This window comes from Gammaproteobacteria bacterium (genome assembly GCA_022450155.1).
Lineage (GTDB): Bacteria > Pseudomonadota > Gammaproteobacteria > Arenicellales > UBA868 > REDSEA-S09-B13.
The window spans coordinates 1-23,950 of the sequence record JAKUQR010000016.1 but is presented as its reverse complement, the minus strand read 5'-3'; the positions used below and the strand labels follow the sequence as shown (position 1 = coordinate 23,950).

The following is a 23,950-nucleotide window of genomic DNA, read 5'->3' as shown; positions in this document are numbered from 1 at the left end:
GACCTCAGACCACAGGCGTTCTAACATGTCAGATAACATGACCATCTGGGAAAACGCCCGGATTGCCACCATGCAGGCCGGATCCGGGCCTTACGGTCTGATCGAGCGCGGGTCTATTATCGTTGCCGGCGAACATATCCAGAATATTGGGGCGGCTGACTCCATCGGTCTGACTGCTGGAGACCTTGATTGCAAAAGAATTGATTGTGGCGGCCGCCTAATCACACCAGGTCTTATCGACTGCCATACCCACCTGATCTATGCCGGCAATCGAGCAAACGAATTCGAACTGCGACTGACCGGTACGTCATATGCCGACATTGCTGCAGCGGGAGGTGGTATCCAGTCGACCGTTCAAGCAACTCGAAATGAATCCGAAAATGTTTTGTTTGACGCCGCTCGGCAACGTCTTCAGCGGATGATCAATCAAGGCATCACCACCATAGAGATCAAAAGTGGTTATGGACTCAATACCAGTACTGAATTGAAGATATTAAGAGTCGCTCAGCGACTCGAACGCGAGCTGCCAGTGTCTGTTCACAAAACGTTTCTGGGTGCTCACGCATTACCGCCAGAGTATTCTGGCCAGCCTGACAACTATATTGACCACGTTTGTCAGCATATGCTGCCGGAGATTGCCTCTGAATCCCTGATCGACAGCGTCGATGCGTTCTGTGAAACGATTGCATTCAGCCCCGATCAAACCCGACAGGTATTCGCAGCCGCTTCTGACTTAGGTCTGCCCGTCAGGCTCCACGCCGATCAGTTGTCGGATTCCGGCGGTGCCAGCCTGGCTGCGGAATTTTCTGCGTTATCGGCTGACCATCTTGAATACACCAGCGCAGCTGGTGCAGAAGCACTTGCCACCGGCGGCACCGTAGCAGTGCTGCTACCCGGTGCTTTTTACTATCTTGGCGAGACCACACGGCCACCGGTCAAGGCGTTCCGTAAGTGCGGCGTGGATATTGCCGTTGCGACCGATATGAACCCGGGAAGCTCGCCAATGGAGTCTATTCTTCTGGCGCTGAACATGGCGTGCATACTTTTCGCGCTGACACCCGAGGAAGCTTTGCGAGGCGTCACCGCAGCAGCCGCACTGGCCCTTGGGGTGCTTCACGACAGAGGCACACTGGAACCGACAAAACGGGCCGATTTTGCGCTATGGAATGCCACAGAACCCGCCGAACTGTGTTACCCCATCGGCGCACCACAACCCGTTTGTGTGGTCAAGTCTGGACAGATTGCAGCGGGCGACCTCGGCTGATTCTCCTTCACCAAATTTACCACTGCCCGTCGCTTCTTACCCTGACAGGATGATGCTGCAGCTTGGGAAAGCACTAGAACTGTCGATCCCTTGACCGGAATTGTGAACCGACATCAATTGTTGATTACAATCGACTCGGCGCAATCGATTTTTTAATCCGCCAGATCGCCGAGGTGCTTTTATGACACAGCGCGCAGCATTTAATTTTAAGGACTGGATACAACGGCACCAGCATCTGCTCAAGCCCCCAGTCGCAAACAGACATCTCTTCGACGAGCATTCTGACATGGTGGTGATGGTGGTCGGTGGCCCCAATCAGCGAGTTGATTTCCACGATGACCCGGCTGAAGAATTCTTCTACCAATTTGCGGGAGACATGCTATTAAAGGTCTCTGAAAACGGCCAGATTTACGATATTCCCATACGTGAAGGCGAAGTCTTTTTTCTACCAGCACACGTCCGCCATTCTCCTCAGCGGCCGGTCGTCGATTCGATCGGTTTGGTAGTGGAAGGCGCCCGGCATTCCGGAATGAAAGACGGCTTCGAGTGGTTCTGCTTCGACTGCGGTCAGCTGGTACATCGAGTGGAAATAGAGCTCAAGGACATCGTCGAAGACCTCCCGCCATTGTTTGACGCTTTCTATGAAGACGAAACACACAAACGCTGTCCGTACTGTGGGACAATTCATCCGGGTAAAGAACCACCCGCCGGATGGGCCGTTGTCTGAGATTTAACCATGGAGACAATTGACATCCACAGCCACTTTCTGCCAGAGACTTGGCCGGATCTGGAAACCCGGTTCGGAACTCCGGACTGGCCCTGGCTGAAACACCTCGATCACAATCGCGGTATGCTGATGCTGGGTGAGCGCGAGTACAGACCCGTGTACTCTGCCTGCTGGGATATCAGTAAACGACTCGAAGAGATGGACCGTGATGGTGTTCACCATCAGATCATGTGTGTAACCCCATTGCTCTTTGCCTATCAGCGCAAGCCCAGTGAAGCTGAGAATTGCGCCCGTTTGTTCAACGACCTGGCACTGGAGATGTGCGCCCAATCAAACGGGCGCATCACAGCACTCGCTCAAGTGCCCCTGCAGGATACAGATGCTGCGTGCCGTGAACTCGAGCGGGCGGTAGATCAAGGCCATCTCGGGGTACAGATTGGCAATCATGTTGCCGACCGGGATCTTGATGACGAAGGACTTATTGCTTTTCTTCAGCATTGTGCCAGCATAGACGTTCCTGTACTGGTCCATCCCTGGGACATGCTGGGTCGGGAAAGAATGGACCGCTACATGATGCAGTGGCTGGTCGCAATGCCGGCGGAGACCCAACTTTCTATACTGTATCTGATTCTTTCCGGCGCTTTTGAACGACTTCCAGAATCTCTCAAGTTGTGCTTCGCCCACGGCGGCGGCAGCTTCGCGTTTTTGCTCGGCCGGGTGGACAATGCCTGGCGTCAGCGCGACATTGTTCGCGAACAATGTCCCAGTCTCCCATCGAGTTATACATCTCGGTTCAGTGTCGATTCTGCGGTTTTCGACGAAGCGGCCCTGCGTCTGCTGGTTGATGTGATGGGTGTAGATCGGGTGATGTTCGGTACGGATTACCCTTTCCCACTGGGCGAACAGGACATGGGCGCACTGATACGTTCAGCCACCCGTATTTCCCCAGAAGAGAAATCAAAGATTCTCGGTCTTAACGCAAAGTCGTTCTTTTTTGGCCAACAGAACGAGTCCGTGGTTACTTGCGTCGGGCCAACGCAATGATCAAACAAACCACTACATGGGCAGCGTCTATTCTTGCCTGGAAACGACTTTCTAACTTCCCACCAAAGGCTATGCCATTGAAACAATATAGGGTAGTTGAGACCTTTAAACCAGGTCATTATGACGAGGTGTATTCACGACTAAACTCATAGGGTCGGATGCTTCCAAATGGTCTTAATTATCTGAACTCGTGGGTGGATAAAAGTCGGAACACATGTTTTCAGTTGATGGGGACAGAAGAAGAAAAGTTATTTGAGAAATGGGCAACAAGGTGGTCTAACCTGGTCGATTTTGACATCTTTCGAATTGGCTGAAGACCAGTTATGCCTGGGCCTCCTGTCATCAGAATCAAGATAGTGGTCAGCAGGCCAGAATTTAGTTTCGGTCTGCATTGTAACTATCTTGATTTGCTGGGGCTTTATACTTATGCTGATACTGCCACTCAAAAAATTATGACATCTTTGGGCTATCTTGAGGCGGTGATCGTCGATTTTTTCGCAAATCAACAGGACATCGCCGGGATACGGATATGACTACCAATCATCTAGCCGATCTGAAAACCATCATCGACCACCTAGACTCGTGTGGCCGACTGACCCGCGTGACCTCGGAGGTTGACCTAAAACATGACCTTGCCGGCATCGCTGCCCACTTCGAATCGAAACCGCGGGCGGTACTGTTCGAAAAGGTAAAAGGTTACGACGTGCCCGTGTTCACTGGCCTGTACTGGTCAAGAGAACTGCTGGCGCAACTCATGGCACAAGAAGAGGCCGCTCTGCCCGGCTTTGTCAGTGGCTGTATCCAGAACTGGCAGAAAAATCCTGTAGCGCCAGTCATGGTTGAACACGGACCGATTTTCGATGGGGGTGCACACCCGCTGGATCTTTCAGCCCTGCCTATTCCGATTCACGCCATGAAAGATGGAGGACCTTATTTCGACGCCGCGGTTGTCATCGCACGAGATCCAGAAACCGGAGTGCGCAACGCTTCCATTCAAAGGTTCATGGTCGTCAACAAAGACACCCTTCACATCAATATCGACGCAGGCCGGCATCTGGGGCTGTACCTTGAAAAAGCAAAGGAGCGGAATGAATCCTTAACTTTCTCCCTGAATTGTGGTGTTGGCCCGGGTGTGCATTTCGCGGCTGCTACACCGGCTGAAGCTGCGCCACCGGATACCGACGAACTCGGAATTGCAAGCGAGTTTCACGGTGCACCACTCGAGCTGGTTCAGGGACGTACCCTACCGGTGCACATTGTGGCCAACGCAATGTACGCGCTGGAATGCGAAATGATTCCAGGCGAACTCGGTGATGAAGGCCCTTTTGCAGAAGTCACTGGCTACTACGCAAATCGTGAGCCTCGCCCAGTGGTGCATGTCCGTGCAATTCACGCACGGCCTGATCCAATTTTCCAGACCATCTTATCCGGCAGTGAAGTATGGAATTCAGTTGGGCTGCTGGGAGAAGCTAATGTATTGGCGACCCTGCAACGTCAGGTTCCAGGGACCCGAGATGTCTATTTCAGCCATGGCGGCTGTGGGTTCTACCATGCTGTCGTTCAACTTGAACAGAAACGCGCAGGCTGGTCTAAACAGGCGATCATGGCCACCTTCAGCGCCTTTCCACCACTGAAGATGGTCACCGTCGTCGATGAAGACGTCGATATTCGCAGTTCAACCGACGTCGAATGGGCGATGGCCACGCGTCTTAACGCGAGCACCGGTATCGTGACCATAGAGAACAGCTTCGGTCATGGGCTGAATCCCACATTTCCGGACTACCTCGGTACGAAGGTGGGATTTGACTGTTGTCGGCCTTATCCACATACCGTTGAATACGATAGAGCCAACTATAAATCAGTTGATATCGACGCCTATGTGATCCAGGTACCGGAAATCGAGCGACCTCAAGCAGAAAGCCTGCCGCTGAAAGAACGAATCGCAGCCGATATCAGGGTAACCGTAGCGCACGCGACCCGCCCCTCGCTCAAAGATAGAATCCGAAATGATGTTGGTACCAGCCGTCGGCACAGCGGTAGACCGTCGCTCAAGGACCGCATCCGCCTTGATGTACGCTATACCCAATACCATGCTGGAACCTGGGGCGCAAAGGAACGGTCGCGCCTGGCCAAAGCAGCCAACGACCAGGCCACACTAAAGGCCAGAATCGAGCTGGTCAGGGGATGAAACAACCCCTTATCGTCGGAATTTCCGGCGCCAGTGGCGCGATCTATGGCATCCGCCTGCTTGAGGTTCTTCAGACGCTGACGGAGATCGACACCCACCTCGTCATCAGCAAGGCTGCCAAGCGCACGATACTGCTGGAGACAAACTATAAAGTGGACCAGGTGGAAAAACTGGCGGACCAGGTGTTTCAAGATCATGACATCGCCGCCTGTGTCTCGTCGGGTTCTTACCAAACAACCGGTATGGCGGTCATTCCTTGCTCGATAAAGACGCTTTCCGGAATCGCCAATAGCTATGCAGACAATCTGCTGGTACGTGCAGCTGATGTGGTACTCAAGGAGCAACGAAAACTGGTGCTGGTCCTACGGGAAACACCACTACACCTCGGACACACAAGACTGATGACACGTTCGATAGAAATCGGTGCGACGCTTCTACCGGCAATGCCCGCTTTCTATCATCGACCTGCAACTATTGACGATCTGGTAAATCAGACTGTGAACCGGGTACTTGATCAGTTCGACATTGAACTGCCCGAAGATCTGTTCGAACGCTGGCAGGGACCCCTCGGGAAATAATCATCAGGCTGCAACCCGTGACGATTCATTGGCAAGATAACCCTGCACGGCTCGACCACATAATGCTCGAATCAGAAGATCCGACCAATCTGGCTGACTTTTACTGCGAAGCTCTGCGCATGACCCAAACGACACAGGGGCCACTGATTATTCTTGAAGGTGCGGGAAGAAAACTGCTGATTGCAAGTGGTGAGTCGCGAAAACTGGGGTTCGCTGCTTATGGATTCGACTCAGATGCAGGCCTTAAGCAACTTCGTCGCAACCTGGAACGTACCGGCGTCAGCCTGGATGCATCGCCAAGCCTTTTGTTTTCTGAGCACGCATTCTCACTGACGGACCCGGATAGCAATCGACTGGTGTTCGGCCGTTCTACTCATTTTTCAAATGATCCCTCGATGCCAGCCCGGCTGCAGCACCTCGTCGTGGCTACAGACGAAATGGCCCCGATGCTCGATTTCTATACAGGACAACTGGGGTTTGGCATTACAGACCGTGTTGAAGATGAAACCGGCGATCTTCGCGCCTGTTTTCTGAACAGCGATAATGAACACCACAGCTTTGCCTTTTTCAAAGCCAGCGAAAAACGGCTGGACCATCATGCCTATGAAGCCGGAGAATGGGGCCTCATCCGGGACTGGGCAGACCATCTGGCCGGTCTGGATGTTAAAATCGTCTGGGGCCCGGGACGACATGGCCCCGGCAACAACCTTTTTTTTATGGTAAACGATCCTGACGGTAACTGGGTGGAGATCTCGGCTGAACTTGAACAGTTAACCTGTGAGCGCCAGGTACGCATCTGGCCGCATGGTGAAAAGGCATTGAACCTGTGGGGACCCGGATACCTTCGCAGCTAGGAGAATAGTATGAAACTGGTCACATTCACCCGCTCAGGGGAACAAAGTTACGGATCTGTCGATAACGACATTATTACCGACATTGGCCAAGTGCTGGGTAATACCCATCCTGACCTTAAATCCCTGATCGGTGATGATTATCATAAACTGATTGCAAGCAGTGCCGACGCCGCACCGCGGGTCGCTCTGAGCGATGTCCAGCTTCTACCGCCTATTACCAACCCCGATAAGATCATCTGTGTGGGTCTTAATTATGAGAGTCATCGAAAAGAAACTGGACGTCCCGAAGTCGCATTCCCTACCCTGTTCACTCGATTCGCAAATACCCAGATTGGTGATGGAGAAGCCATGTGGCGACCAGCGGAATCAACCAGTTTCGACTACGAAGGGGAACTCGCCGTAATCATTGGCTCTGGTGGCTGGAAGATTCCTGAAGATACAGCGCTGGAACACGTCGCAGGCTATTCCTGCTACAACGATGGGTCCGTTCGAGACTGGCAGCGGCATACCAGCCAGTTCACACCAGGCAAGAATTTTCGCCATACCGGTCCATTCGGCCCGTGGCTCGTCACCACCGACCAGATACCCGACCCCAGCACCTTGACCCTGACCACACGCCTCAACGGCGAAGTCATGCAGCACGCGACAACCGATCTTTTGATATTTACGATTCCCGTCCTGATCAACTATATCTCCCGGTTTACGCGCCTTGAGCCGGGCGATGTGATTGTCAGTGGAACTCCGGGCGGTGTCGGCTTTAAACGCGACCCTCAGGTTTTCATGAAACCAGGTGATGTTGTAGAAGTTGAAATCAGCAAAATCGGAATCCTTAGGAATCCTGTTGAAGCGGAACCGGTGAACTAGGCTGGCACTGGAAAAGACTGATCCATCAGTCTTCGAAATGCGTGGTTCAAGCGAAAGTGGTTGGAACCCAAGACACACATTATCAAGTAGTGGTGGTCGGTGCTGGTCCGACCGGCTTGATTACGGCAAATCTGCTTGGGCAGGACGGCATAAAGACACTGCTGGTCGAGCAACATGAATCGACTGTCTCGCAGCCAAGAGCCGTATCCATTGACGATGAGGCCCTGAGAACAGTCCAGTCAGTCGGTCTGATAGAAGAGGTACTGGCGGACGTCGCCCAGGACTACGGTTCCTGGTATTTCACACCTTCTGGCCGGTGTTTTGCCAAAGTGGAACCCCAGACCCGTGAATTCGGCTACCCGCGCAGAAATGCCTTCCAGCAACCCCGTCTAGAGGCCACGCTGCGCACGGGCTTGACACGTTTTGAACAGGTGACAACCTGGTTCAGCCACACACTGGAATCAGTCGAACAGACTGTAGATTCGGTCAAACTGGTCGTTCGACCCCATCGAGAGGACACCATTGTTGTCAGTTGTGATTACCTGGCTGCCTGTGATGGTGGTCAGAGCACCTTGCGCCGTATGCTCGATATTCCGCTGGAAGGTTCGACCTACGAACAGCGTTGGTTGATCGTGGATACCGTCAATACCAGTAACAATTTCCGACAGACCCAGGTCTTCTGCGATACCGTCCGGCCGGCAATCTCACTACCCGGACCCTATCAGTCGCGTCGCTTTGAGTTCATGCTTCATGACCACGAAAGTAACGATGTGGCCGACAGCGAATCTTTTGTCAATGAACTTCTTCTGACCCATGGCGAGGATCGATTGCCGAACATCATCCGTCGGCAGGTATACACCTTTCAGGCCCGCAGCGCAGAAAGTTGGCGCAGCGGCCGGGTTTTTCTTCTCGGTGATGCTGCCCATTTGAGTCCGCCATTTGCCGGCCAGGGTATGAACAGCGGTATCCGGGACGCCCACAATTTTGCGTGGAAGGCCACCCAGGTACTACGAGCCGGATTCCCAGATACCCTGCTGGAGACTTACGAGATTGAGCGCAAACCACATGCCAAGGCGCTGATTGACCTGGCGGTCCTGATGGGGCGATTCATGATACCACCCGGGCGTCTACGCGCCTGGTTCGTTCAATGGGGCCTTATCCTGCTTAAGTTCATACCACCTGTCCAGCATTACGTCACACAGATGAAGTTCAAACCTAAACCAGTGTTGGAAGACGGTCTGGTGGCAGGTACTTCGCCATGGGTAGGCCGCTTGTTTATACAGCCACGATTAGAACTGCCCGACCGCTCCATCACCCTGCTCGATGACTTGATAGGAAATCGCTTCACTTGCCTTTTCTTTGGAAACCCTACTGACAAACCCGATCGGCTGCCGCAATGCTATCTGGGTCTGAACGCTGCGATCAACTGGCTCTGGATCACGCCAGGCAGTTTTATGGCAACCAAGGACCCCAGCATCGCCGAAGCACGGGATCTAGACGGTGAAATAGAACGAGCCTTTGCCGATGCGCCCGGCTCTGGCATTTTGTTGCGACCCGACCACTACGTCGCAGCTGTCGTACTGGTGGAGAATATTTCTGATTCGAACTGTTTCAACAGACTATTCGATAAACAGTTCTATACCCGATTAAAGCCCTGACCTAATCGATTCAGCCCACGCTCGAACCCGAATACCGTTCGGCATGGATCACAGCAAACTGCTATCCACTCCAATCAGGCGTTCAAGCAGAGTCTGATCCTGCCTGAGGGCCTCACTGCTTCCATCTCGGACAACCCGGCCACGATTCATAACGATACAACGCTCAGAAAATTCCAGTGCCACCCGACTATTTTGTTCCACCAAAATAATCGTCATCGACGACTCCTCACGCAAACGATTTATGACTGACTGCAGCTCTTCAACGATGACCGGTGCAAGACCTTCTGAGGGTTCGTCCATCAACAACACTTTCGGATTCCCAACCAGTGCCCGCCCTATCGCCAACATCTGCTGCTCGCCACCTGACAGCTGGTTGCCGAGGTTCTGCCGGCGGGCATCGAGTTGGGGAAACATTGAATACACGCGCGTACTCGTCCAGGAGCCGGCGCGTACCGCGACCGCCAAATTTTCATCAACGGTCAGGGAAGGGAATATGAGCCGCTCCTGTGGCACCAGCCCCAGTCCGTTCCAAACACGTTGGCAGGGTTTGGCAGCAGTGATTTCCTTTCCATTCAAATGCACTGAGCCACTGTGCAGATCAGTGTGACCCATGATAGTCATCAGCAGAGTCGATTTCCCCACCCCGTTGCGCCCAATGACACTGACAGCCTCCCCCGCCAGGATCTCCAGGTCTATATTCTCTAAGACAACGGTCTCACCATAACCGGCACTCACGGATACCAACGACAGGCCAGAACTAGCCACGATCGACTTCTCCGAGATAGACCGCACGCACCCTCTCATCTGCTGCAATTACCTCGGGTTCTCCCTCGGTCAATACAGCACCGGAGACTAAAACAGTGATGTAATCCGCAACACTGAAGACAATTTCCATATCATGTTCGATGATCAACACCGTAATATCGCTGGACAGGGCGCTGGCTGCATCCAGGATGTGCTGGCTCTCGGAAGATGGAATACCGGCAGCCGGTTCGTCGAGCAATAGAACGCTTGGTCGCTGTCCCAATGCAATGACAATCTCAACCAGACGTTGCCGGCCATAGGGCAGCTCATCAATACGCCGTAGAGCATCTTCATTTAACTCAAAATTACCCAACAACTCCATTGCCTCATCTGTTACTTCAGAATAAGAAGATAACGGCCGAAACATCGAGGATGCGATACCCTGACGCTCGGCGATCGCCAAGACCACGTTTTCAAGAACAGTTAGGCCCCGAAACAACTGGTTGATCTGGAAGGTTCTGGCTATGCCACGACGACTTCTCTCTGCCTGACCCAGTCCTGTGATGTCCTGGCCATTTAGAAGGATCTGCCCACTGGACGGAGTCAGAACACCGGTAATCAGATTGATAAAAGTCGTCTTACCCGCGCCGTTAGGTCCGATCAGCGCGTGACGCGCACCCCGCTTCAGTGTGAAGTTAATGTTATGGGCTACTTCCAGCGCCCCGAAATTTTTGTACAACCCAACAGCCTGAAGCACCGGATCACTCATGGCGTTGCCCTGCTAAATACCTTTCTCAGTCGGTCAAAGATTCCGAGTAAACCTCCTCTGGCAAACATCACTGTGAGGACAAGGAGTAATCCGACCCCGAATTCCCAGAACTCCGGACTCATCTTGGCCAGTTCATCCTCTAGAACCAGGTAGACCACCGCGCCGGCGAAGGCACCGTACAATCGACCGACGCCACCTAGAATCAAAATAATTAGGACCGTGCCCGAACGAGCAAAACTCAAAACATCCAGTGTGACATAGGCGTTGGACTCCGCAAAAAGACCGCCAGCGAGTCCTGCGATACCCGCAGACACGCCGTAAACGGTAACCAAGCGTCGGTAAACTGGCGTTCCGATTGCATGCATCCGTGCAGAGTTTTCGCGAATTCCGATCAACGACATGCCAAAGGGGGAATTCACCATAATTCTCGCCACAACGAACACCAGAAATAGTACAACCAACGAATACCAATAGTAGGTGTGCCCCCAAAGATCGTACTCGAACAAGCCCAGTAATGGCGTAAAACTCACTCCGGTCAGCCCATCAAAACCACCCGTGAAATCTTCGTTGACATTCGCAAATTCCTGCAGGCAGATCGCTGTCGCCAGGGTCAACATCAGTAACGTCAGACCATGATAGCGCAGCAGCACAGCGCCCGAAATGAATCCGACAATTGCCGCAACAAACCCCGCCAGTAGCAGCGCCGAAATCGGCTCGGTCCAGCCCAAATGTGCCGACACCATACCCGCCGTGTAAGCGCCCACGCCGAAGTAGGCGGCATGACCCAGAGTTACTACGCCGGCAAAACCAACCACGAGATCGAGTGAAAGTGCGAAAATAATAGTGATCAGTACTTGCGTGCCAAAGGCCATGTAGTCCGGCAATACAAAAAACGCTGCAATGGCCAGTGCCCAGGGCAAACCTTCCCACCACTTAAGGCGACTGCGCCGGGAAAAGAAAACTCTGGACTCCTCGGAGGGCACCATGGTTTTTTTATCCGTGTCGACCATACAACCCCGCGGGCTTCAATAGCAGGATCACAATAGTGACTGCATAGATAAAGAAGGCGCCACCTTCAGGCCACAAATACTTTCCACCGTTGTCAATCACACCCAGGACCAGAGCCGCCACGAACGTGCCTTTGATCGTGCCCAGACCGCCCACGGCAACCACAATCAGGAAAAGTACCAGGTACTGGATGGCGAAGCTGGGGCTGAGTCCAAGAATATCAACTGCAAGCCCCCCGCCCAGCGCTGCCAGGCCACTACCCAATGCGAAGGTAAAAAGAAACAACCTATCAACATCGATACCCACCGATTGAGCCATCATACGATTGTCTACAGCAGCACGGATCCTTGCGCCTATCAGTGTCTTTTCAAATCCGTACCAGATTCCTGCAGCCATGCTCAGCCCAATAGCAATCATAAACAGACGGTAGGCCGGAAAGCTTCGGAATCCCAGATCGACTTGACCACGAAGGCCGTCAGGTACTTTGATTGGGACAGGGTCGGGACCGAAAAAGTAAGTAAAGCTGGCCGATGCCATAAATACCAGACCGATACTCAACAGCACCTGATCAAGCTCCCCGGCTTTGTACAGCGGTGCGTAAAGAAAGCGTTCAAAAGGAAGACTGGCGACAGCCACACCCACTGCAGCGATAAGCAGAGCAGGAATGAATGGTACCCCGACAACTGACATCAGGCTGGTAACAAAATAACCGCCAGCCATCGCAAACACGCCATGGGCAAGATTGACAAAACCCATGAGTCCCATCGTGACAGACAAACCCACGGAGATGATAAACAAAATCATCGCATAGGCCAGGCCATCAAATATGATGCTGATAATGATGTTGCTAAGCTGACTCACGCGGGCACCAGCAAATCGGGACTATGTCAGGAATGAGTACGGTCGGATCTTGCCAGCGTGCCTAGACTTGCTGGAACAATCCGATAATCCCGCCGGGTGAGCGCACCCGGCGGGAATCGAAATCAGTTACTGGCGCACTTGCCCAGCTGATTCGCCTTGCAGGGATCTTTCACCTGAGGGATAGTACTCAGTACTTTGATCTTCAGCCGTCCACCGGACTTCACCACCAGATGGACATGTTGATCCTGAATTATATCGCGAGTTTCCGGATCGATCATGATGGGTCCACGCGGGCTGTCGAACTTCCAGCCTTTGAGGATATCCATGGTTGCATCGGCTGTAATGTTACCGTCCAGCTCACGGATAACCTGCACGATTGCTGCCATACCGTCGTAACCGGCCACACCCATGAAATCAGGTGTGGTATCAGCGCCATAGGCCGCCTTCCAGGCCGCAACAAAAACTTGGTTTTCCGGCGTTTCATAATCGGCGGAATAGTGATGCACTGTCACCATACCCACAGCCGAGTCACCCATACCCTGAAGTTTTGTATCTTGGGTGATATCGCCAGGGCCAATCAGCCGTATACCCGCACCCGCCATGTCCAGATCTGAAAACGTCTTGACCACGGCACTGGCGTGATTACCCGCCGGGACAAAAACATAAAAACAATCAGGTTTGGCATCTTTGACACGCTGGAAGAACGGTGTGAAGTCTGGAACCTCCCGCGGTCCGCCCATGGGGATGGCATCTACGACCTTACCGCCCGCACCTTCGAATCCGAACTTAAAAGCAGCGACGCTGTCTTTGCCTGGTGGGTAGTCGGTATAACCACTGGCCGCGCTAGCGCAGTCCAGAGAGTTTTTGGCATATTCACCCATCGGCACACCGGCCTGCCACATGGTGAATGAAACCCGCACAATGTAGGGAGATAGACTTGGAATCCATGCGGTACCTGCATTCATGATCACCATCGGCACTTTACCCTGAGTCACTAACGGGGCACTGGCCATGGCATTGGGTGAAAATACAAACCCCGTCAACAGATCCACTTTTTCGCGCGTGATCAGTTCCTGTACTGCGGTCTTGGCGATGTCACCGCCAGGTCGTTTTGAGTCCCGCTTGATCAGTTCGATCTGGTGCCCCCCCAACTGATCACCATGCAGACTCAAATAAAGATTCATACCTCGGTCGATCTGCTGTCCAAATTGGGCAGCCCCGCCGGTATAGGGCAATACGACCCCGACGCGGACGTTCTTTGCTTCGGCAACTGATGACACTCCAATCACTGCCGCCGCAGCGATAGTCAGAAATCCCTTTTTGTATTTCATATCGTCCCTCCTTTTGTGGTTCGAGAAGTTGCTCTACCTAACCTCAACTCAACATTGTCTCAAGACAGGCAAGAGAACTTGGTGAATACTAAACTAAAGCCACCAATCCTGTAAAAAGCCAGATAGGTGATCGAATTTACACCGATATCGCCCTCGCATCGCGAGCAGGTGCGTAGGGTATTCTGGTGTTGAGGGGGGGAATCGCGCCGGAATGGCCTAGGCACCGCCAATACTCAACCCGATTGGGTGGTTAACTCTGTCGCTGACCTGCTCACCTGCGGCGCCTGGCTGGCCCTGTTGCACAACCACAAACCGTCCGCAGCCTATTCAGGCTTGTAGGCTGTGGCCTTAATTTCGATCACTAGATGTGAATGGGGCAACTGATGGACTGCCACGGTGGTTCGGGCAGGTCGACTCTCACTGAAGTACTCAGCGTAAACTTCATTGTACCCACCAAAATCATTCATATTGACCAGAAAGGTGGTCACATCAACGATATCGGCCAGTGTGCAATCCATGCTTCTGAGAATATCCTCTATATTGTTGATGACTGCTCGGGTCTGTATTCGAATGTCCAGCCGTGCTGTGCCCTGATCATCTGCCTCGGCACCAGCGATAGAATTGTCCGCTCGCCGGGCACTGATCCCTGATACAAACAAATAATCCCCGGCTCGACGAATATGGGGATACGTGCCGCGAGGCGTCGCTTTTTCACTCAGTGTTTTTGAAGACATGATGGGTTCTCATTAAAAAACCGGTCCATAGTCTACTGGTCAGCATTACCTGATAGAACCACAGTCTGGGCTGCATCAGATATCAACCGGTTACGTGGTGTTGGAGTGTAGAGTCCTATAAAGTATAAATGGGTCACGCCAGCCTGTAACTCATTGCCGCGCTGCCCCGAATACCGTATACCCACTACACTAGAGAACACCATGACCGGCTCTGACCCTTATTCCAAGATCTATGAAGAACTCATTGGCTTTGTACCACCCAAGATTCAGCATCGCATCCGCTTGGGGCTTGAAACCGACCCCGAACTACTGGAAGCGATCGAAAATGTTCGCGAAAAAGCAATGTATCCGAACTGTTTTGATGTCAAAACGGCTCAACTAATTTTGTTTGCGGTGCTGATCTCTCATGTGTCACCGGCATCGGAATTTCACGCCCGGGGAGCTGTACGCTCAGGCGCTACCAAAGAAGAACTCCATGCCGTTGCAGGACTTGCTTTCCTGTTTCGGGGGCTGCCTGCGTTTAACCTGGCCGCCGAAGTAATCAACAAGATCTTCGACGAATAATACGCTGAGAAAATGCAAATCGAGTACCTGGCAGAACCTTCCAGCGCGTTTTCCACGGCACCGCACTCCGTCCTTCACGGATAACTTACATGTCGATTCTGAAACAGAACCCGCTACCTTTCTTTATCAATGGACAGTACGTGTCGCCGACTGGACGCCAAACATTTGAAAACATCAACCCGGTAAACGGCACGCTGAACTTTGACGTATTCGAAGGTGACGCTGACGACATTGACTATGCGGTGAATTCAGCACGGTCTGCGCTTGTAGGTCCTTGGGCTAACATTGATGTTGACACACGCGCCCACCTGCTCCGCAAGGTCGCCGACTTGATCGATAAACATCGCGATGAATTTCTACTTGCCGAAATTTCAGACACCGGCAAACCGGTACAACTGGCCGGACATATCGACATTCCACGCGGGGCGGCCAATTTCCGGGCCTTTGCCGATGTCATCAAAGCCATACCTGACGAGACTTTCCGTATGCCGACGCCTGATGGGGGTGAAGCCATCAATCTCACCGTACGCAAGCCTAAAGGGGTTATTGCGGTTATCTGCCCCTGGAACTTGCCGCTCCTGTTGATGACCTGGAAAGTCGCGCCCGCACTCGCCTGCGGCAACACCGTGGTGGTGAAACCCTCAGAAGAGACCCCCGCTACAGCTACCTTGCTGGGCAAGATTATGAATGACGCCGGCATCCCGCCCGGGGTCTACAACGTTGTTCATGGTTTCGGAGCCGATTCGACCGGTGAACACCTGGCTCGCCATCCTGATGTTGATGCGGTGACTTTTACAGGCGAAACCGTTACCGGTGCCGCGATCATGAAGTCTGTCGCAGACGATATCAAGGACGTGTCTTTTGAACTGGGCGGCAAGAATCCCGGTGTGATATTTGCTGATGCCGATTTTGAACAGGCTGTAGAGGGGACGAGCCGCTCTGTGTTCGCAAACTGTGGTCAGGTTTGCCTCAGCACTGAACGGGTCTACGTTGAGCGACCCATTTTCGACCGCTTCACTGAGGCACTGGCACAGCGCGCAGCCAGCCTCGTCCGCGGTGACCCCTTTGCTGAGGAAACGTCAATGGGTCCGTTGATCAGCAGCACCCACCGCGACAAGGTTCTTAGCTACTACCGCCGCGCGGCAGAACTCGGCGCCAATGTGATCGTGGGTGGGGGCGCTCCCGACATGCCGACGCCGTGGGAACACGGCTGCTGGATAGAACCCACTCTATGGACCGGGCTGGACGAGACCAGCCTGATTGTCAAAGAGGAGATCTTCGGGCCGTGCTGTCATATAAGACCTTTTGACGACCTTGACGAAGCAGTCAGCCTTGCGAACGATACGGAATACGGCCTCGCTGCCACGCTGTGGACTCAGGACATCAAGAAAGCAAACCAGGTTGCGGCAAGGATCGACTGTGGGATTACCTGGGTGAACTGCTGGTTTTTGCGCGATCTCAGGACCCCGTTTGGTGGCGCCAAAAAATCCGGCATTGGCCGTGAGGGTGGAGAATACTCTCTAGAGTTCTATACTGAACTGCAGAATATCTGCCTTAAAGTTTAGCTCGAGGAGTTCGACGATCGTGAGCAATACCCGAAAATGGTGTGAAGCTTGAATTCGCCCTGACAGATTAAATGGGTATCGAAGACGGCGACACGCCACCGACTACTCAGCCTTTTCCGTCAACAGAATGCTAGCGTTGCCGCTGCCTGATGACTGGCCATAGTCCCCGTACTGCTGGCCGTGATACCGCTTACCGGTATCCAATGTCCCCAGGAAGGTCGCAAGATTGCGTCCCCCCATCTCAGCGGTTACAACCCGGGCATAATCCGAAAACTGACGCCGAGCCTGTTCGATCTGCCCGGAACATAATTGATCGATGAATTCGTGGTCTCGCTTTTGTTCTTCGTCCGATGGCCAGCGGTCCGGTCCACGCACAAGCCGGTGCGACAGCGCCGTGCTCGCCAGAAATGCGATTCGCCTGCCACTCGCCTGCGCTGCTTGTGCGACAGCAGCACCCACGGCCATACATTCACCGATACCTGCCATGACACAGCATCCCAGCAGCACAACCGGCAGGCTGAACTCCGGGTCAAGGTAGACCAGCGGCACGTAGGAACCATAATCAAAACGGTGATTTGGCGTCCGACTTTGTCCACCGGGAAATCCAGCCCCTTCGATTGCTGCAGACAACGCCGCAGCAAACTCCGGGTCACCTTGAATGGAATATTCGATACCCGGTATCAGATCGGGACATTCCTCGCCAACACACAAACCGTCATGCTGAGCTTGATGCGTGATGTACCAGTCAAAGGTGGTGACCCAGTGTGTCGAATGAACAACCCAGAGATCGGGCTCGTATGAACGGATGACCTCACCCATCTCTCGCGCACCCGCCATCACGCCAGCGAGAAAATCCGGCGTCGCGTCAGGATTGGCCATACGCGGAGTATGAGGACTCACTGCATGCGCCACGATCCGGCCTTCAGTCATCGTCACCTGCCTGTCAATTAGGCCAAAAAAGACAGATTAACCGGAAGTTGACGCATTACGAAAGGCCCCTGGGGTGGTGATCAGAACAACCCTACCCACTGGCGGTCTTTTCCGCCGATAGACACGCGACGAATCCGGTGATCTTTTCTTTGGTCTGTGCATTGATATCACATTTGAGTCTCCCCAAATATTGACCCAAACCGCTCTCGATCAACCGTTTCTGATCAGAAACTGGGACTGCCGCAACAGTTTCATCAGAACTCAAAGTTGCCAGGGCGTTCAGCTCTAGATGTTCGGCCTCCAACTCCAGCGACTTGAGTTCCTCACGGAACGCCGAAACCGTTTCCTGTGCGATTCCCTTTGAGTCTCTTTTTAGTTCTCGTCGCAAGCCACGCAAGGGAGCGACTACATCCCGTTGCCAAACATCGACCGTTTGCTCAACCTGCGTCAGCAGTTGATGATCCACATGAACTCCCCGTGCCGAACACCAGCCAATATAGAGGATAATGGGAACATCGACGCGGCAGTGATCCTGAAACCAAAGACACAACTCAGACATACCCGGTCGACTGTAGACCTCGACTGCGTAATCCCAGAGAGAATGAGTAGCCTCCGGCGAAGGTTGTGACACAGAGGAATTCCCGACCTTACAGTAAATTAGTACAAAATCCTGACTATTGAATTTTTTCGATCACGAATTAGACGGGGGAGGCCAAATCTAGCTGTGCCGAAGATGCTCGACGAGCCAGCCATCCTCATCATAATCACTCAGGCAAGCATCCACCAACTGGCGGTAGCGTTCACTGTCACCGCGCTCGTCGGACCAACTCAGTGCATCAAGTCTTTGCTGTTCGTGATTACCCGCGTAATTGCGTTCATAAAGCGCATGCCGACCCGCAAATTCCGAATAGAGCGCATCCCAGATCAGCTTGAAGAGCTTGATTCTTTCCGCTGCAGCCAGCCCGGTTCCCCGGAAGTAACGCTCGATGATCGGATCCAGTTCAGGGTGCCTGAGATCCCGGACCGAAGACACCGTCACAATGGGAGCCCCGGCGAGCACTTTTTCGAAAATCTCCCGTACGCGCTGCCAGGCGGAAGTCATATAGATTCGTGCAGCTGCTGCGGTCTGCAGCTTGGGCACCACTGAATCACCGACGCCGGGCTCGGGGTCCATCGCCATTGCCGTGGTCAATGCCCATACGAGATTAGCCATTGAAATCAGCTCACCGACTTCTGTCTGCACACCGCGGAAGGTATCGGTCCCAGCAGCTTCTGTGCCCTTCATGAGCAAACCACAAGCAAATTCTAGTTTGACCGCCAGCCGGGTCGCGGATTGCAGGTTGAAACGATTGAAAAATCCAGACGAGGCGTAAAACCCCTTGGCCTTTTCAACATCCCGGTAGACCAGCACATTTTCCCAGGGAATAAAGGCGTCATGAAACAGCAGTACAGAGTCGTTTTCATCAAAACGGCTCGCAAGAGGCGCTTCGAAGGGGCTGTCCGCTTTCAGTTCATACGATGGCCTACAGACAAGCTTTAGACCCGGGGTGTCCATGTCGACAATAAACACCAGCGCAAAGGCTTCATCTTTTCCAGCTTGCATGCGCGCCGCCGTACCGCTATTCGGTGCCACGAATGTTGCATGGGTCAACACCGACCCTGTCGCAACCATCTTGGCGCCACTGACATAGATCCCACGATCATCATCACGGGTGACATTTACGAACACGTCGGTGACTTCATGGTGAGGCCGATTTCGATCTACCGGCGGGTCAACCAGTACATGATTCAGAAACAGACCCTGTGCGGCATACTTTCGATACCAGTTCAGGGCATTTTCACCAAAGGGGTCATAGAAATCGAACCCCTCTGCCAATTGGGCCATAAACGCAGCCTTATAGTCCGGTGTACGACCCATCCAGCCATAAGTCATACGCTGCCACAGTGCAATGGCATCCCGTGCTTCCAGGAGTTCTTCTGCGCTGTAACTGGGCGCAAAAAACTTGTGGGTCAAAATACCGTGTTTGTCCGTTCTCGTCAGTTGTTCACAATGTGCCGGGTCGTGAAGGGAATCGTAAAGACGTGCGATATTTCTGGCACTGTTTCTGAAAGCGAGATGAGTCGTGACATCTTTGACTCTCTCACCATCGTACCAGACCTCACGCCCGTCACGAATGCTGTCGAGGAAGGCCTGTCCTGTTAAGAGGTCATTCTTGGCATTAGCCACTTGGATTGATGATTTTTTAGTGGTCATAACTCGTTTCAAGAAAGTAGGTCGTGCGCTGGCAACAGTGATCGCTAAGTCTGACTAACTCGACAACGCTATGTTATTCGCCCTCAATATACCGCGCAACCAACGGCTTTGACATGACTCAGGCCAATCACTCATCTATAAAGCTTTCCCGGCACAGTGTTGTCAACGCCCACCTAAGGCGCGTGCAGAAAACTTTGAGTCGTTAAACCATCGGTGAACGTCCTCTGGCAATTTAGTCGGCCACCTCCACGCGGTTGCGGCCATTGTCTTTGGCTGTGTAACACGCTCTATCGGCTCGCTGATATAGATCATCGAGACTTTCTCCAGCTACCGCTTCGGCCACGCCGATAGAACCCGTAGCCGCAAACGGCACACCGCCTACTTCGATGAATGTGCTTTCTATTGTCTGGCGTAATCTTTCTGCAACTAAAACAGCATCATCAATAGTCTTCGCAAACATCAATATGCCAAACTCCTCTCCTCCGAGTCGACCAACAACATCTGATACACGAGTGCCACTGGTTCGCATTGAACCTTGCAATAACTTCCCAATCCGTTCAAGCACGGTATCCCCCACAGCATGACCATAGGAGTCGTTGATGGCCTTGAAATGATCAAGATCTATCAGTAGAAAGTAGATACCTTCTGGATGAGCCTTTAGTAACTCTTGCCCCTTCGAAAAATACGTTGTTCGATTGAAGATACCCGTCAACCCATCGGTGTTTGCCAGTCGTACCAGTTCCGCTTGATACGTCCGGATACGTTGCAGCAACCCATTCAATGCATCGGTCAGTTCACCGATTTCATCCCGGGTGATCTTCTTGATCAAGTCCTGCTGGGTGAGGTCTTGAGATACGTTTCGAAGACTTCGAATCAGGTAACCAACCGGATGTCCAACAATTCGATGAAACAAAAGTCCACTCCCAATCACGAACAACAACAGAAAGATCGCCAGTGCGACAAACCCAGTATACAGCTCGCGATTGACCTGCTCTTGTACCCATTCGCTGCTGACCTGGAAGAGCAGCCCACTGCCGTCAGACAGTATGTTTTCATAGTTAAGGGGATATTTTTCTTCTTTGATGATCTCACAGGGCAGCGGCGGCCAGCGGAAATCGGCCTCGCCACTCGATGCAATCTCGACACATAACACAAATGGAAACATTGAAAACAGCGACAGTGCTTCTCTCGCTTCCTTTTCTCCCGCGGCGATCGCCTGATCCAAAATAGCCGCGCTGCCCACGACAGCGGTCGCCAACTGCGCAGAAGCGACACCTTCGTAGTGGTCGGCACGGTTATTTTTGTAAACCAACAATCCGCCGGCGCCCAGCACAACAGCCAGCAAGACAAATAACAGTACAAACTTGAGGAAAATCCCTAGACGCATAAGAATAACAATAGCAGACGAACTGAGGCCGGCCAGTAAACAATGGCCAGCCGCGACACTAAAACAAATTACATGCCCAGCATTTTCTCGACACTGTCCCGATTGTTCATAATGACTTCAACGATCTTGTAGGCATCACCGACTTTGACAGTGAGGAAGTCCGCCGTAACTCGGACACCATTATCCGTGACAATCTCCGAACACACAAACACGGCGCCATCCTTGTAAGGCAAAATCATCGGGTGGACGTTGGCACTGTAGCCGCCCATTAAGTCGTTAGTCTGTCGATCCACGAACAGAAACCGGCCTTTATCATCAGATCGCGACTTTATCCATTTTACGAGCGTCAACTGGACCTTGGCTTTGTCTTCGGCTGAAATTTCATCAGCGATCGCCACAACCGAAAATATCGCCAACATCAATACTAACAAGATTCTTGACATCGGATTTCTCCTTTTATGACAGCCGATTTAGTCTAACGAATTTGTAGAACATTTCCATAAACTTCGAACCCGAAACAAATTACATTAAATTTGACTTTTGACAAAACAACGAAGTGCTAGCGGCTGCAGACTGCCAGTACTTGTTTGAGATCAGTGTGGCCCTGCAGACATTTAACCACCCCATCTTGAAGCAGCGTTTGCATACCCGCTTGCTGAGCCAGGTCCCGTATCTCGCCCGTGGTCGCCTTTCTTTGAATCGCAGTGCGGATCTCATCATTGTTCACCAGCAGTTCGTGCAGAGCGAGACGGCCCCGGTAGCCGGTTTTCTCACACTCTACGCAGCCATCTGCCCGCCACAATTTCAAGGCACCGCCAGACATTGCTCGTTCTACCGAGTCTGCCCCGATATAACGACTAAACTCATCGGTCTCATCGGGCGTTGCGTCATACTCAACTTTGCATTTCCCGCACAACTGCCGTGCCAATCGCTGTGAAAGAATGCCCAACAGGGCGTCCGAGAAAGAAAACGGCTCCATGCCCATATCGATCAGCCGGGTCACTGTTTCGGGCGCCGTGTTGGTGTGTAGTGTAGAGAGCACCATGTGGCCTGTCAGGGAGGCTTGAATCCCCAGATGCGCGGTTTCTTCATCCCGCATTTCGCCGACCATAATAATGTCAGGATCTGCTCTCAGAAACGACCGCATGGCTGACGCAAACGTCAATCCTATCTGCGGCTGCACCTGCAGCTGCCGAAGGCCCGGCTGGGTAATTTCTACCGGGTCCTCTACGGTCCATATCTTCTTCTTAACGTCGTTGATTTGGGCCAGCATGGAATGAAGTGTGGTTGTTTTGCCTGAACCCGTCGGACCTACGGCCAGCATCAGTCCATAAGGACGACGCACCAGCGCTTCAACCGCTTGCAGGTTATCTGGACTGAGCTGCATCTCACTCAACGGCAAAGCGCCAAACGCTCCCAGAATACGCAGAACCACATCTTCATTTTCCCCGGCTGTCGGCACAGTGACCATACGCAGTTCAATCTCGCGCTCTCCGAGTTTAAAACGCATTTTGCCGTCCTGTGGCAAGCGCCGCTCTGCAATGTTAAGCCTTGCCATGATCTTCATCCTGGCCACGATACGTTCCCGATACTCCGATGGGATGCGGCGGTAATTACGGAGCTGTCCATCTACCCGAAACCGAACTATGAGATCCTGCTTGTCACCATACGGTTCAACATGTATGTCCGATGCGCGATCGCGGACCGCATCGACGATAAACCGGTTGACCAGTTTGATGACATCATCATCCTCACCCTCGGCATCCCCGGCAACGCCGCTGCCACCGAGCGACCGCAGATAGGTCTCAAAATCCTCGCTGCTTTCTTGGGTAGATAACCGGTCTGCGATATACACTTTTAGTTGAGTGGGTGTTGCAACCACCTCGACCACTCGTTTCTTACAGGTAAAACGAACGGCGTCTATCGCCTCACTCGACAGTGGATCTCCCATTGCCACTGTAAGCGATTCAGTGTCTACCCTGATGGGAAATACCTGGTGCTCGCGGATCACTCTAGCCGGAATCTCGGTAAGTGCGTCGGACTCGATGTCGGTGCTGTCTAGATCAATAAATGGCAACCCCAGTCGGTTCGCCAGAACCCTGGCTATGGCGCTCTCGTCAACCATACCCAGTTCAACCAGCACTTCACCGAGGCGTTTGCCTTTCTGCTGTTTTTGCTGACTCAGTGCAACATGAATCTCAGCCTCAGTTGTGAGGCCCTCACTCACCAGGACTTCGCCCAAGCGCAAGCGGCGGCGTACTTGCCGGGCATCCTGAATCTCCGTTAGACCGCGGGTAACCTGACTCATCTTGTTTATCTATTTAGGACCTGACTGTCGAGATGTTCAGTTGACTATCTGATCGACTCCATGAGCGGATATTCTAGGTCTTAATTTGCAACTTGCCTATTTATCACTATCGGTATCCTCGTTTATCTCCTAAAATGATAATATCCGCTAGTGACTCAGCAGTGCTTACTTCCATGACCCATCGAGGGAAGCATTCCATGAATAACATTCTCTACCGAGGCTTCGCGGAAAGACTGATCGATGCCATGATCGAATCCGGCTACTCGGCCCGCGCCGGCAGCTGGTCGCGCTTTCCAGTTGAAATCGAACCGCTTCGCC

Annotated in this window: 22 protein-coding genes and 1 pseudogene; 11 read left to right on the top strand and 12 right to left on the bottom strand. The window is 52.8% G+C overall.

What is annotated here, in order from left to right; genetic code table 11:
• The first annotated feature begins 25 nt into the window (after nucleotides 1-25).
• The 9 genes and pseudogenes from hutI (at nucleotide 26) to MK323_09935 (ending at nucleotide 9,177) form a co-directional block, all read left to right on the top strand.
• A complete protein-coding gene (gene hutI / locus MK323_09975) occupies nucleotides 26-1,264 on the top strand; it encodes an imidazolonepropionase (GenBank protein MCH2482485.1) in 1,239 nt (412 codons plus the stop codon).
• Between the two features lie 181 nt (nucleotides 1,265-1,445).
• Complete coding sequence (locus tag MK323_09970) at nucleotides 1,446-1,991, top strand: 3-hydroxyanthranilate 3,4-dioxygenase (GenBank protein ID MCH2482484.1); 546 nt, start codon at nucleotides 1,446-1,448, stop codon at nucleotides 1,989-1,991.
• Between the two features lie 9 nt (nucleotides 1,992-2,000).
• Complete coding sequence (locus tag MK323_09965; protein ID MCH2482483.1) at nucleotides 2,001-3,035, top strand: amidohydrolase; 1,035 nt, start codon at nucleotides 2,001-2,003, stop codon at nucleotides 3,033-3,035.
• Between the two features lie 158 nt (nucleotides 3,036-3,193).
• Nucleotides 3,194-3,349 (top strand): DUF3303 family protein, encoded by a 156-nt coding sequence (locus MK323_09960; GenBank protein ID MCH2482482.1) that lies wholly within the window; start codon nucleotides 3,194-3,196, stop codon nucleotides 3,347-3,349.
• Between the two features lie 215 nt (nucleotides 3,350-3,564).
• A pseudogene (locus MK323_09955) lies at nucleotides 3,565-4,908 on the top strand (UbiD family decarboxylase).
• A 311-nt stretch (nucleotides 4,909-5,219) separates the two neighbouring features.
• Nucleotides 5,220-5,801 (top strand): UbiX family flavin prenyltransferase, encoded by a 582-nt coding sequence (locus tag MK323_09950; GenBank protein MCH2482481.1) that lies wholly within the window; start codon nucleotides 5,220-5,222, stop codon nucleotides 5,799-5,801.
• A 17-nt stretch (nucleotides 5,802-5,818) separates the two neighbouring features.
• Nucleotides 5,819-6,655 (top strand): VOC family protein, encoded by an 837-nt coding sequence (locus MK323_09945; protein ID MCH2482480.1) that lies wholly within the window; start codon nucleotides 5,819-5,821, stop codon nucleotides 6,653-6,655.
• A 9-nt stretch (nucleotides 6,656-6,664) separates the two neighbouring features.
• A complete protein-coding gene (locus tag MK323_09940) occupies nucleotides 6,665-7,519 on the top strand; it encodes a fumarylacetoacetate hydrolase family protein (protein MCH2482479.1) in 855 nt (284 codons plus the stop codon).
• 41 nt (nucleotides 7,520-7,560) lie between these two features.
• Nucleotides 7,561-9,177, top strand: coding sequence for a bifunctional 3-(3-hydroxy-phenyl)propionate/3-hydroxycinnamic acid hydroxylase (locus MK323_09935; GenBank protein ID MCH2482478.1), 1,617 nt, complete (start codon nucleotides 7,561-7,563; stop codon nucleotides 9,175-9,177).
• 48 nt (nucleotides 9,178-9,225) lie between these two features.
• On the opposite strand, the gene MK323_09930 is transcribed toward MK323_09935, so the two are convergent.
• The 6 genes from MK323_09930 to MK323_09905 all read right to left on the bottom strand — a co-directional run bounded on the left by MK323_09930 (nucleotide 9,226) and on the right by MK323_09905 (nucleotide 14,624).
• Nucleotides 9,226-9,942, bottom strand: coding sequence for an ABC transporter ATP-binding protein (locus MK323_09930; GenBank protein ID MCH2482477.1), 717 nt, complete (start codon nucleotides 9,940-9,942; stop codon nucleotides 9,226-9,228).
• Nucleotides 9,935-10,690, bottom strand: a complete 756-nt coding sequence (locus tag MK323_09925) for an ABC transporter ATP-binding protein (GenBank protein MCH2482476.1) — start codon at nucleotides 10,688-10,690, stop codon at nucleotides 9,935-9,937. The genes MK323_09930 and MK323_09925 overlap by 8 nt, the downstream gene beginning before the upstream one ends.
• Nucleotides 10,687-11,700, bottom strand: a complete 1,014-nt coding sequence (locus tag MK323_09920; GenBank protein MCH2482475.1) for a branched-chain amino acid ABC transporter permease — start codon at nucleotides 11,698-11,700, stop codon at nucleotides 10,687-10,689. The genes MK323_09925 and MK323_09920 overlap by 4 nt, the downstream gene beginning before the upstream one ends.
• Nucleotides 11,684-12,502, bottom strand: a complete 819-nt coding sequence (locus MK323_09915; GenBank protein MCH2482474.1) for a branched-chain amino acid ABC transporter permease — start codon at nucleotides 12,500-12,502, stop codon at nucleotides 11,684-11,686. Before MK323_09915 ends, MK323_09920 begins: the two co-directional genes overlap by 17 nt.
• Nucleotides 12,503-12,681: 179 nt before the next feature.
• The gene (locus tag MK323_09910; protein ID MCH2482473.1) at nucleotides 12,682-13,890 is read right to left on the bottom strand and encodes an ABC transporter substrate-binding protein; all 1,209 of its coding nucleotides are present in this window, start codon (nucleotides 13,888-13,890) and stop codon (nucleotides 12,682-12,684) included.
• Nucleotides 13,891-14,213: 323 nt separating this feature from the next.
• The gene (locus tag MK323_09905; protein ID MCH2482472.1) at nucleotides 14,214-14,624 is read right to left on the bottom strand and encodes a RidA family protein; all 411 of its coding nucleotides are present in this window, start codon (nucleotides 14,622-14,624) and stop codon (nucleotides 14,214-14,216) included.
• A 201-nt stretch (nucleotides 14,625-14,825) separates the two neighbouring features.
• Between MK323_09905 and MK323_09900 the strand changes: the two genes are divergently transcribed.
• Together MK323_09900 and MK323_09895 are read left to right on the top strand one after the other, a co-directional pair.
• A complete protein-coding gene (locus MK323_09900; protein MCH2482471.1) occupies nucleotides 14,826-15,188 on the top strand; it encodes a carboxymuconolactone decarboxylase family protein in 363 nt (120 codons plus the stop codon).
• 89 nt (nucleotides 15,189-15,277) lie between these two features.
• On the top strand, nucleotides 15,278-16,753 hold the full coding sequence (locus MK323_09895; protein ID MCH2482470.1) for a 2-hydroxymuconic semialdehyde dehydrogenase: 1,476 nt from the start codon (nucleotides 15,278-15,280) through the stop codon (nucleotides 16,751-16,753).
• A 102-nt stretch (nucleotides 16,754-16,855) separates the two neighbouring features.
• Here MK323_09895 and MK323_09890 read toward each other — a convergent pair whose 3' ends face one another.
• The 6 genes from MK323_09890 to tadA form a co-directional block, all read right to left on the bottom strand.
• Complete coding sequence (locus tag MK323_09890; protein MCH2482469.1) at nucleotides 16,856-17,683, bottom strand: hypothetical protein; 828 nt, start codon at nucleotides 17,681-17,683, stop codon at nucleotides 16,856-16,858.
• A 91-nt stretch (nucleotides 17,684-17,774) separates the two neighbouring features.
• Nucleotides 17,775-18,314: a TIGR02444 family protein gene (locus tag MK323_09885; GenBank protein ID MCH2482468.1), complete on the bottom strand. Its 540-nt coding sequence runs from the start codon at nucleotides 18,312-18,314 to the stop codon at nucleotides 17,775-17,777.
• A gap of 87 nt (nucleotides 18,315-18,401) precedes the next feature.
• Nucleotides 18,402-19,937: a Pyoverdin chromophore biosynthetic protein pvcC gene (locus MK323_09880; protein ID MCH2482467.1), complete on the bottom strand. Its 1,536-nt coding sequence runs from the start codon at nucleotides 19,935-19,937 to the stop codon at nucleotides 18,402-18,404.
• A 232-nt stretch (nucleotides 19,938-20,169) separates the two neighbouring features.
• The gene (locus tag MK323_09875) at nucleotides 20,170-21,324 is read right to left on the bottom strand and encodes a diguanylate cyclase (protein ID MCH2482466.1); all 1,155 of its coding nucleotides are present in this window, start codon (nucleotides 21,322-21,324) and stop codon (nucleotides 20,170-20,172) included.
• A 68-nt stretch (nucleotides 21,325-21,392) separates the two neighbouring features.
• On the bottom strand, nucleotides 21,393-21,767 hold the full coding sequence (locus MK323_09870) for a hypothetical protein (GenBank protein ID MCH2482465.1): 375 nt from the start codon (nucleotides 21,765-21,767) through the stop codon (nucleotides 21,393-21,395).
• 116 nt (nucleotides 21,768-21,883) lie between these two features.
• Nucleotides 21,884-23,632 carry a Flp pilus assembly complex ATPase component TadA gene (tadA, locus tag MK323_09865; protein MCH2482464.1) on the bottom strand — a complete coding sequence of 583 codons (1,749 nt, stop codon included), beginning with the start codon at nucleotides 23,630-23,632 and terminating at the stop codon, nucleotides 21,884-21,886.
• Nucleotides 23,633-23,950: the final 318 nt, after the last annotated feature.

Coding starts and splice junctions, on each gene's coding strand:
- hutI (MCH2482485.1), top strand. CDS start 26: ATGTCAGATAACATGACCATCTGGGAAAACGCCCGGATTGCCACCATG.
- MK323_09970 (MCH2482484.1), top strand. CDS start 1,446: ATGACACAGCGCGCAGCATTTAATTTTAAGGACTGGATACAACGGCAC.
- MK323_09965 (MCH2482483.1), top strand. CDS start 2,001: ATGGAGACAATTGACATCCACAGCCACTTTCTGCCAGAGACTTGGCCG.
- MK323_09960 (MCH2482482.1), top strand. CDS start 3,194: ATGCTTCCAAATGGTCTTAATTATCTGAACTCGTGGGTGGATAAAAGT.
- MK323_09950 (MCH2482481.1), top strand. CDS start 5,220: ATGAAACAACCCCTTATCGTCGGAATTTCCGGCGCCAGTGGCGCGATC.
- MK323_09940 (MCH2482479.1), top strand. CDS start 6,665: ATGAAACTGGTCACATTCACCCGCTCAGGGGAACAAAGTTACGGATCT.
- MK323_09925 (MCH2482476.1), bottom strand. CDS start 10,690: ATGAGTGATCCGGTGCTTCAGGCTGTTGGGTTGTACAAAAATTTCGGG.
- MK323_09920 (MCH2482475.1), bottom strand. CDS start 11,700: ATGGTCGACACGGATAAAAAAACCATGGTGCCCTCCGAGGAGTCCAGA.
- MK323_09915 (MCH2482474.1), bottom strand. CDS start 12,502: ATGATTTTGTTTATCATCTCCGTGGGTTTGTCTGTCACGATGGGACTC.
- MK323_09910 (MCH2482473.1), bottom strand. CDS start 13,890: ATGAAATACAAAAAGGGATTTCTGACTATCGCTGCGGCGGCAGTGATT.
- MK323_09905 (MCH2482472.1), bottom strand. CDS start 14,624: ATGTCTTCAAAAACACTGAGTGAAAAAGCGACGCCTCGCGGCACGTAT.
- MK323_09900 (MCH2482471.1), top strand. CDS start 14,826: ATGACCGGCTCTGACCCTTATTCCAAGATCTATGAAGAACTCATTGGC.
- MK323_09895 (MCH2482470.1), top strand. CDS start 15,278: ATGTCGATTCTGAAACAGAACCCGCTACCTTTCTTTATCAATGGACAG.
- MK323_09890 (MCH2482469.1), bottom strand. CDS start 17,683: ATGACTGAAGGCCGGATCGTGGCGCATGCAGTGAGTCCTCATACTCCG.
- MK323_09880 (MCH2482467.1), bottom strand. CDS start 19,937: ATGACCACTAAAAAATCATCAATCCAAGTGGCTAATGCCAAGAATGAC.
- MK323_09875 (MCH2482466.1), bottom strand. CDS start 21,324: ATGCGTCTAGGGATTTTCCTCAAGTTTGTACTGTTATTTGTCTTGCTG.
- MK323_09870 (MCH2482465.1), bottom strand. CDS start 21,767: ATGTCAAGAATCTTGTTAGTATTGATGTTGGCGATATTTTCGGTTGTG.
- tadA (MCH2482464.1), bottom strand. CDS start 23,632: ATGAGTCAGGTTACCCGCGGTCTAACGGAGATTCAGGATGCCCGGCAA.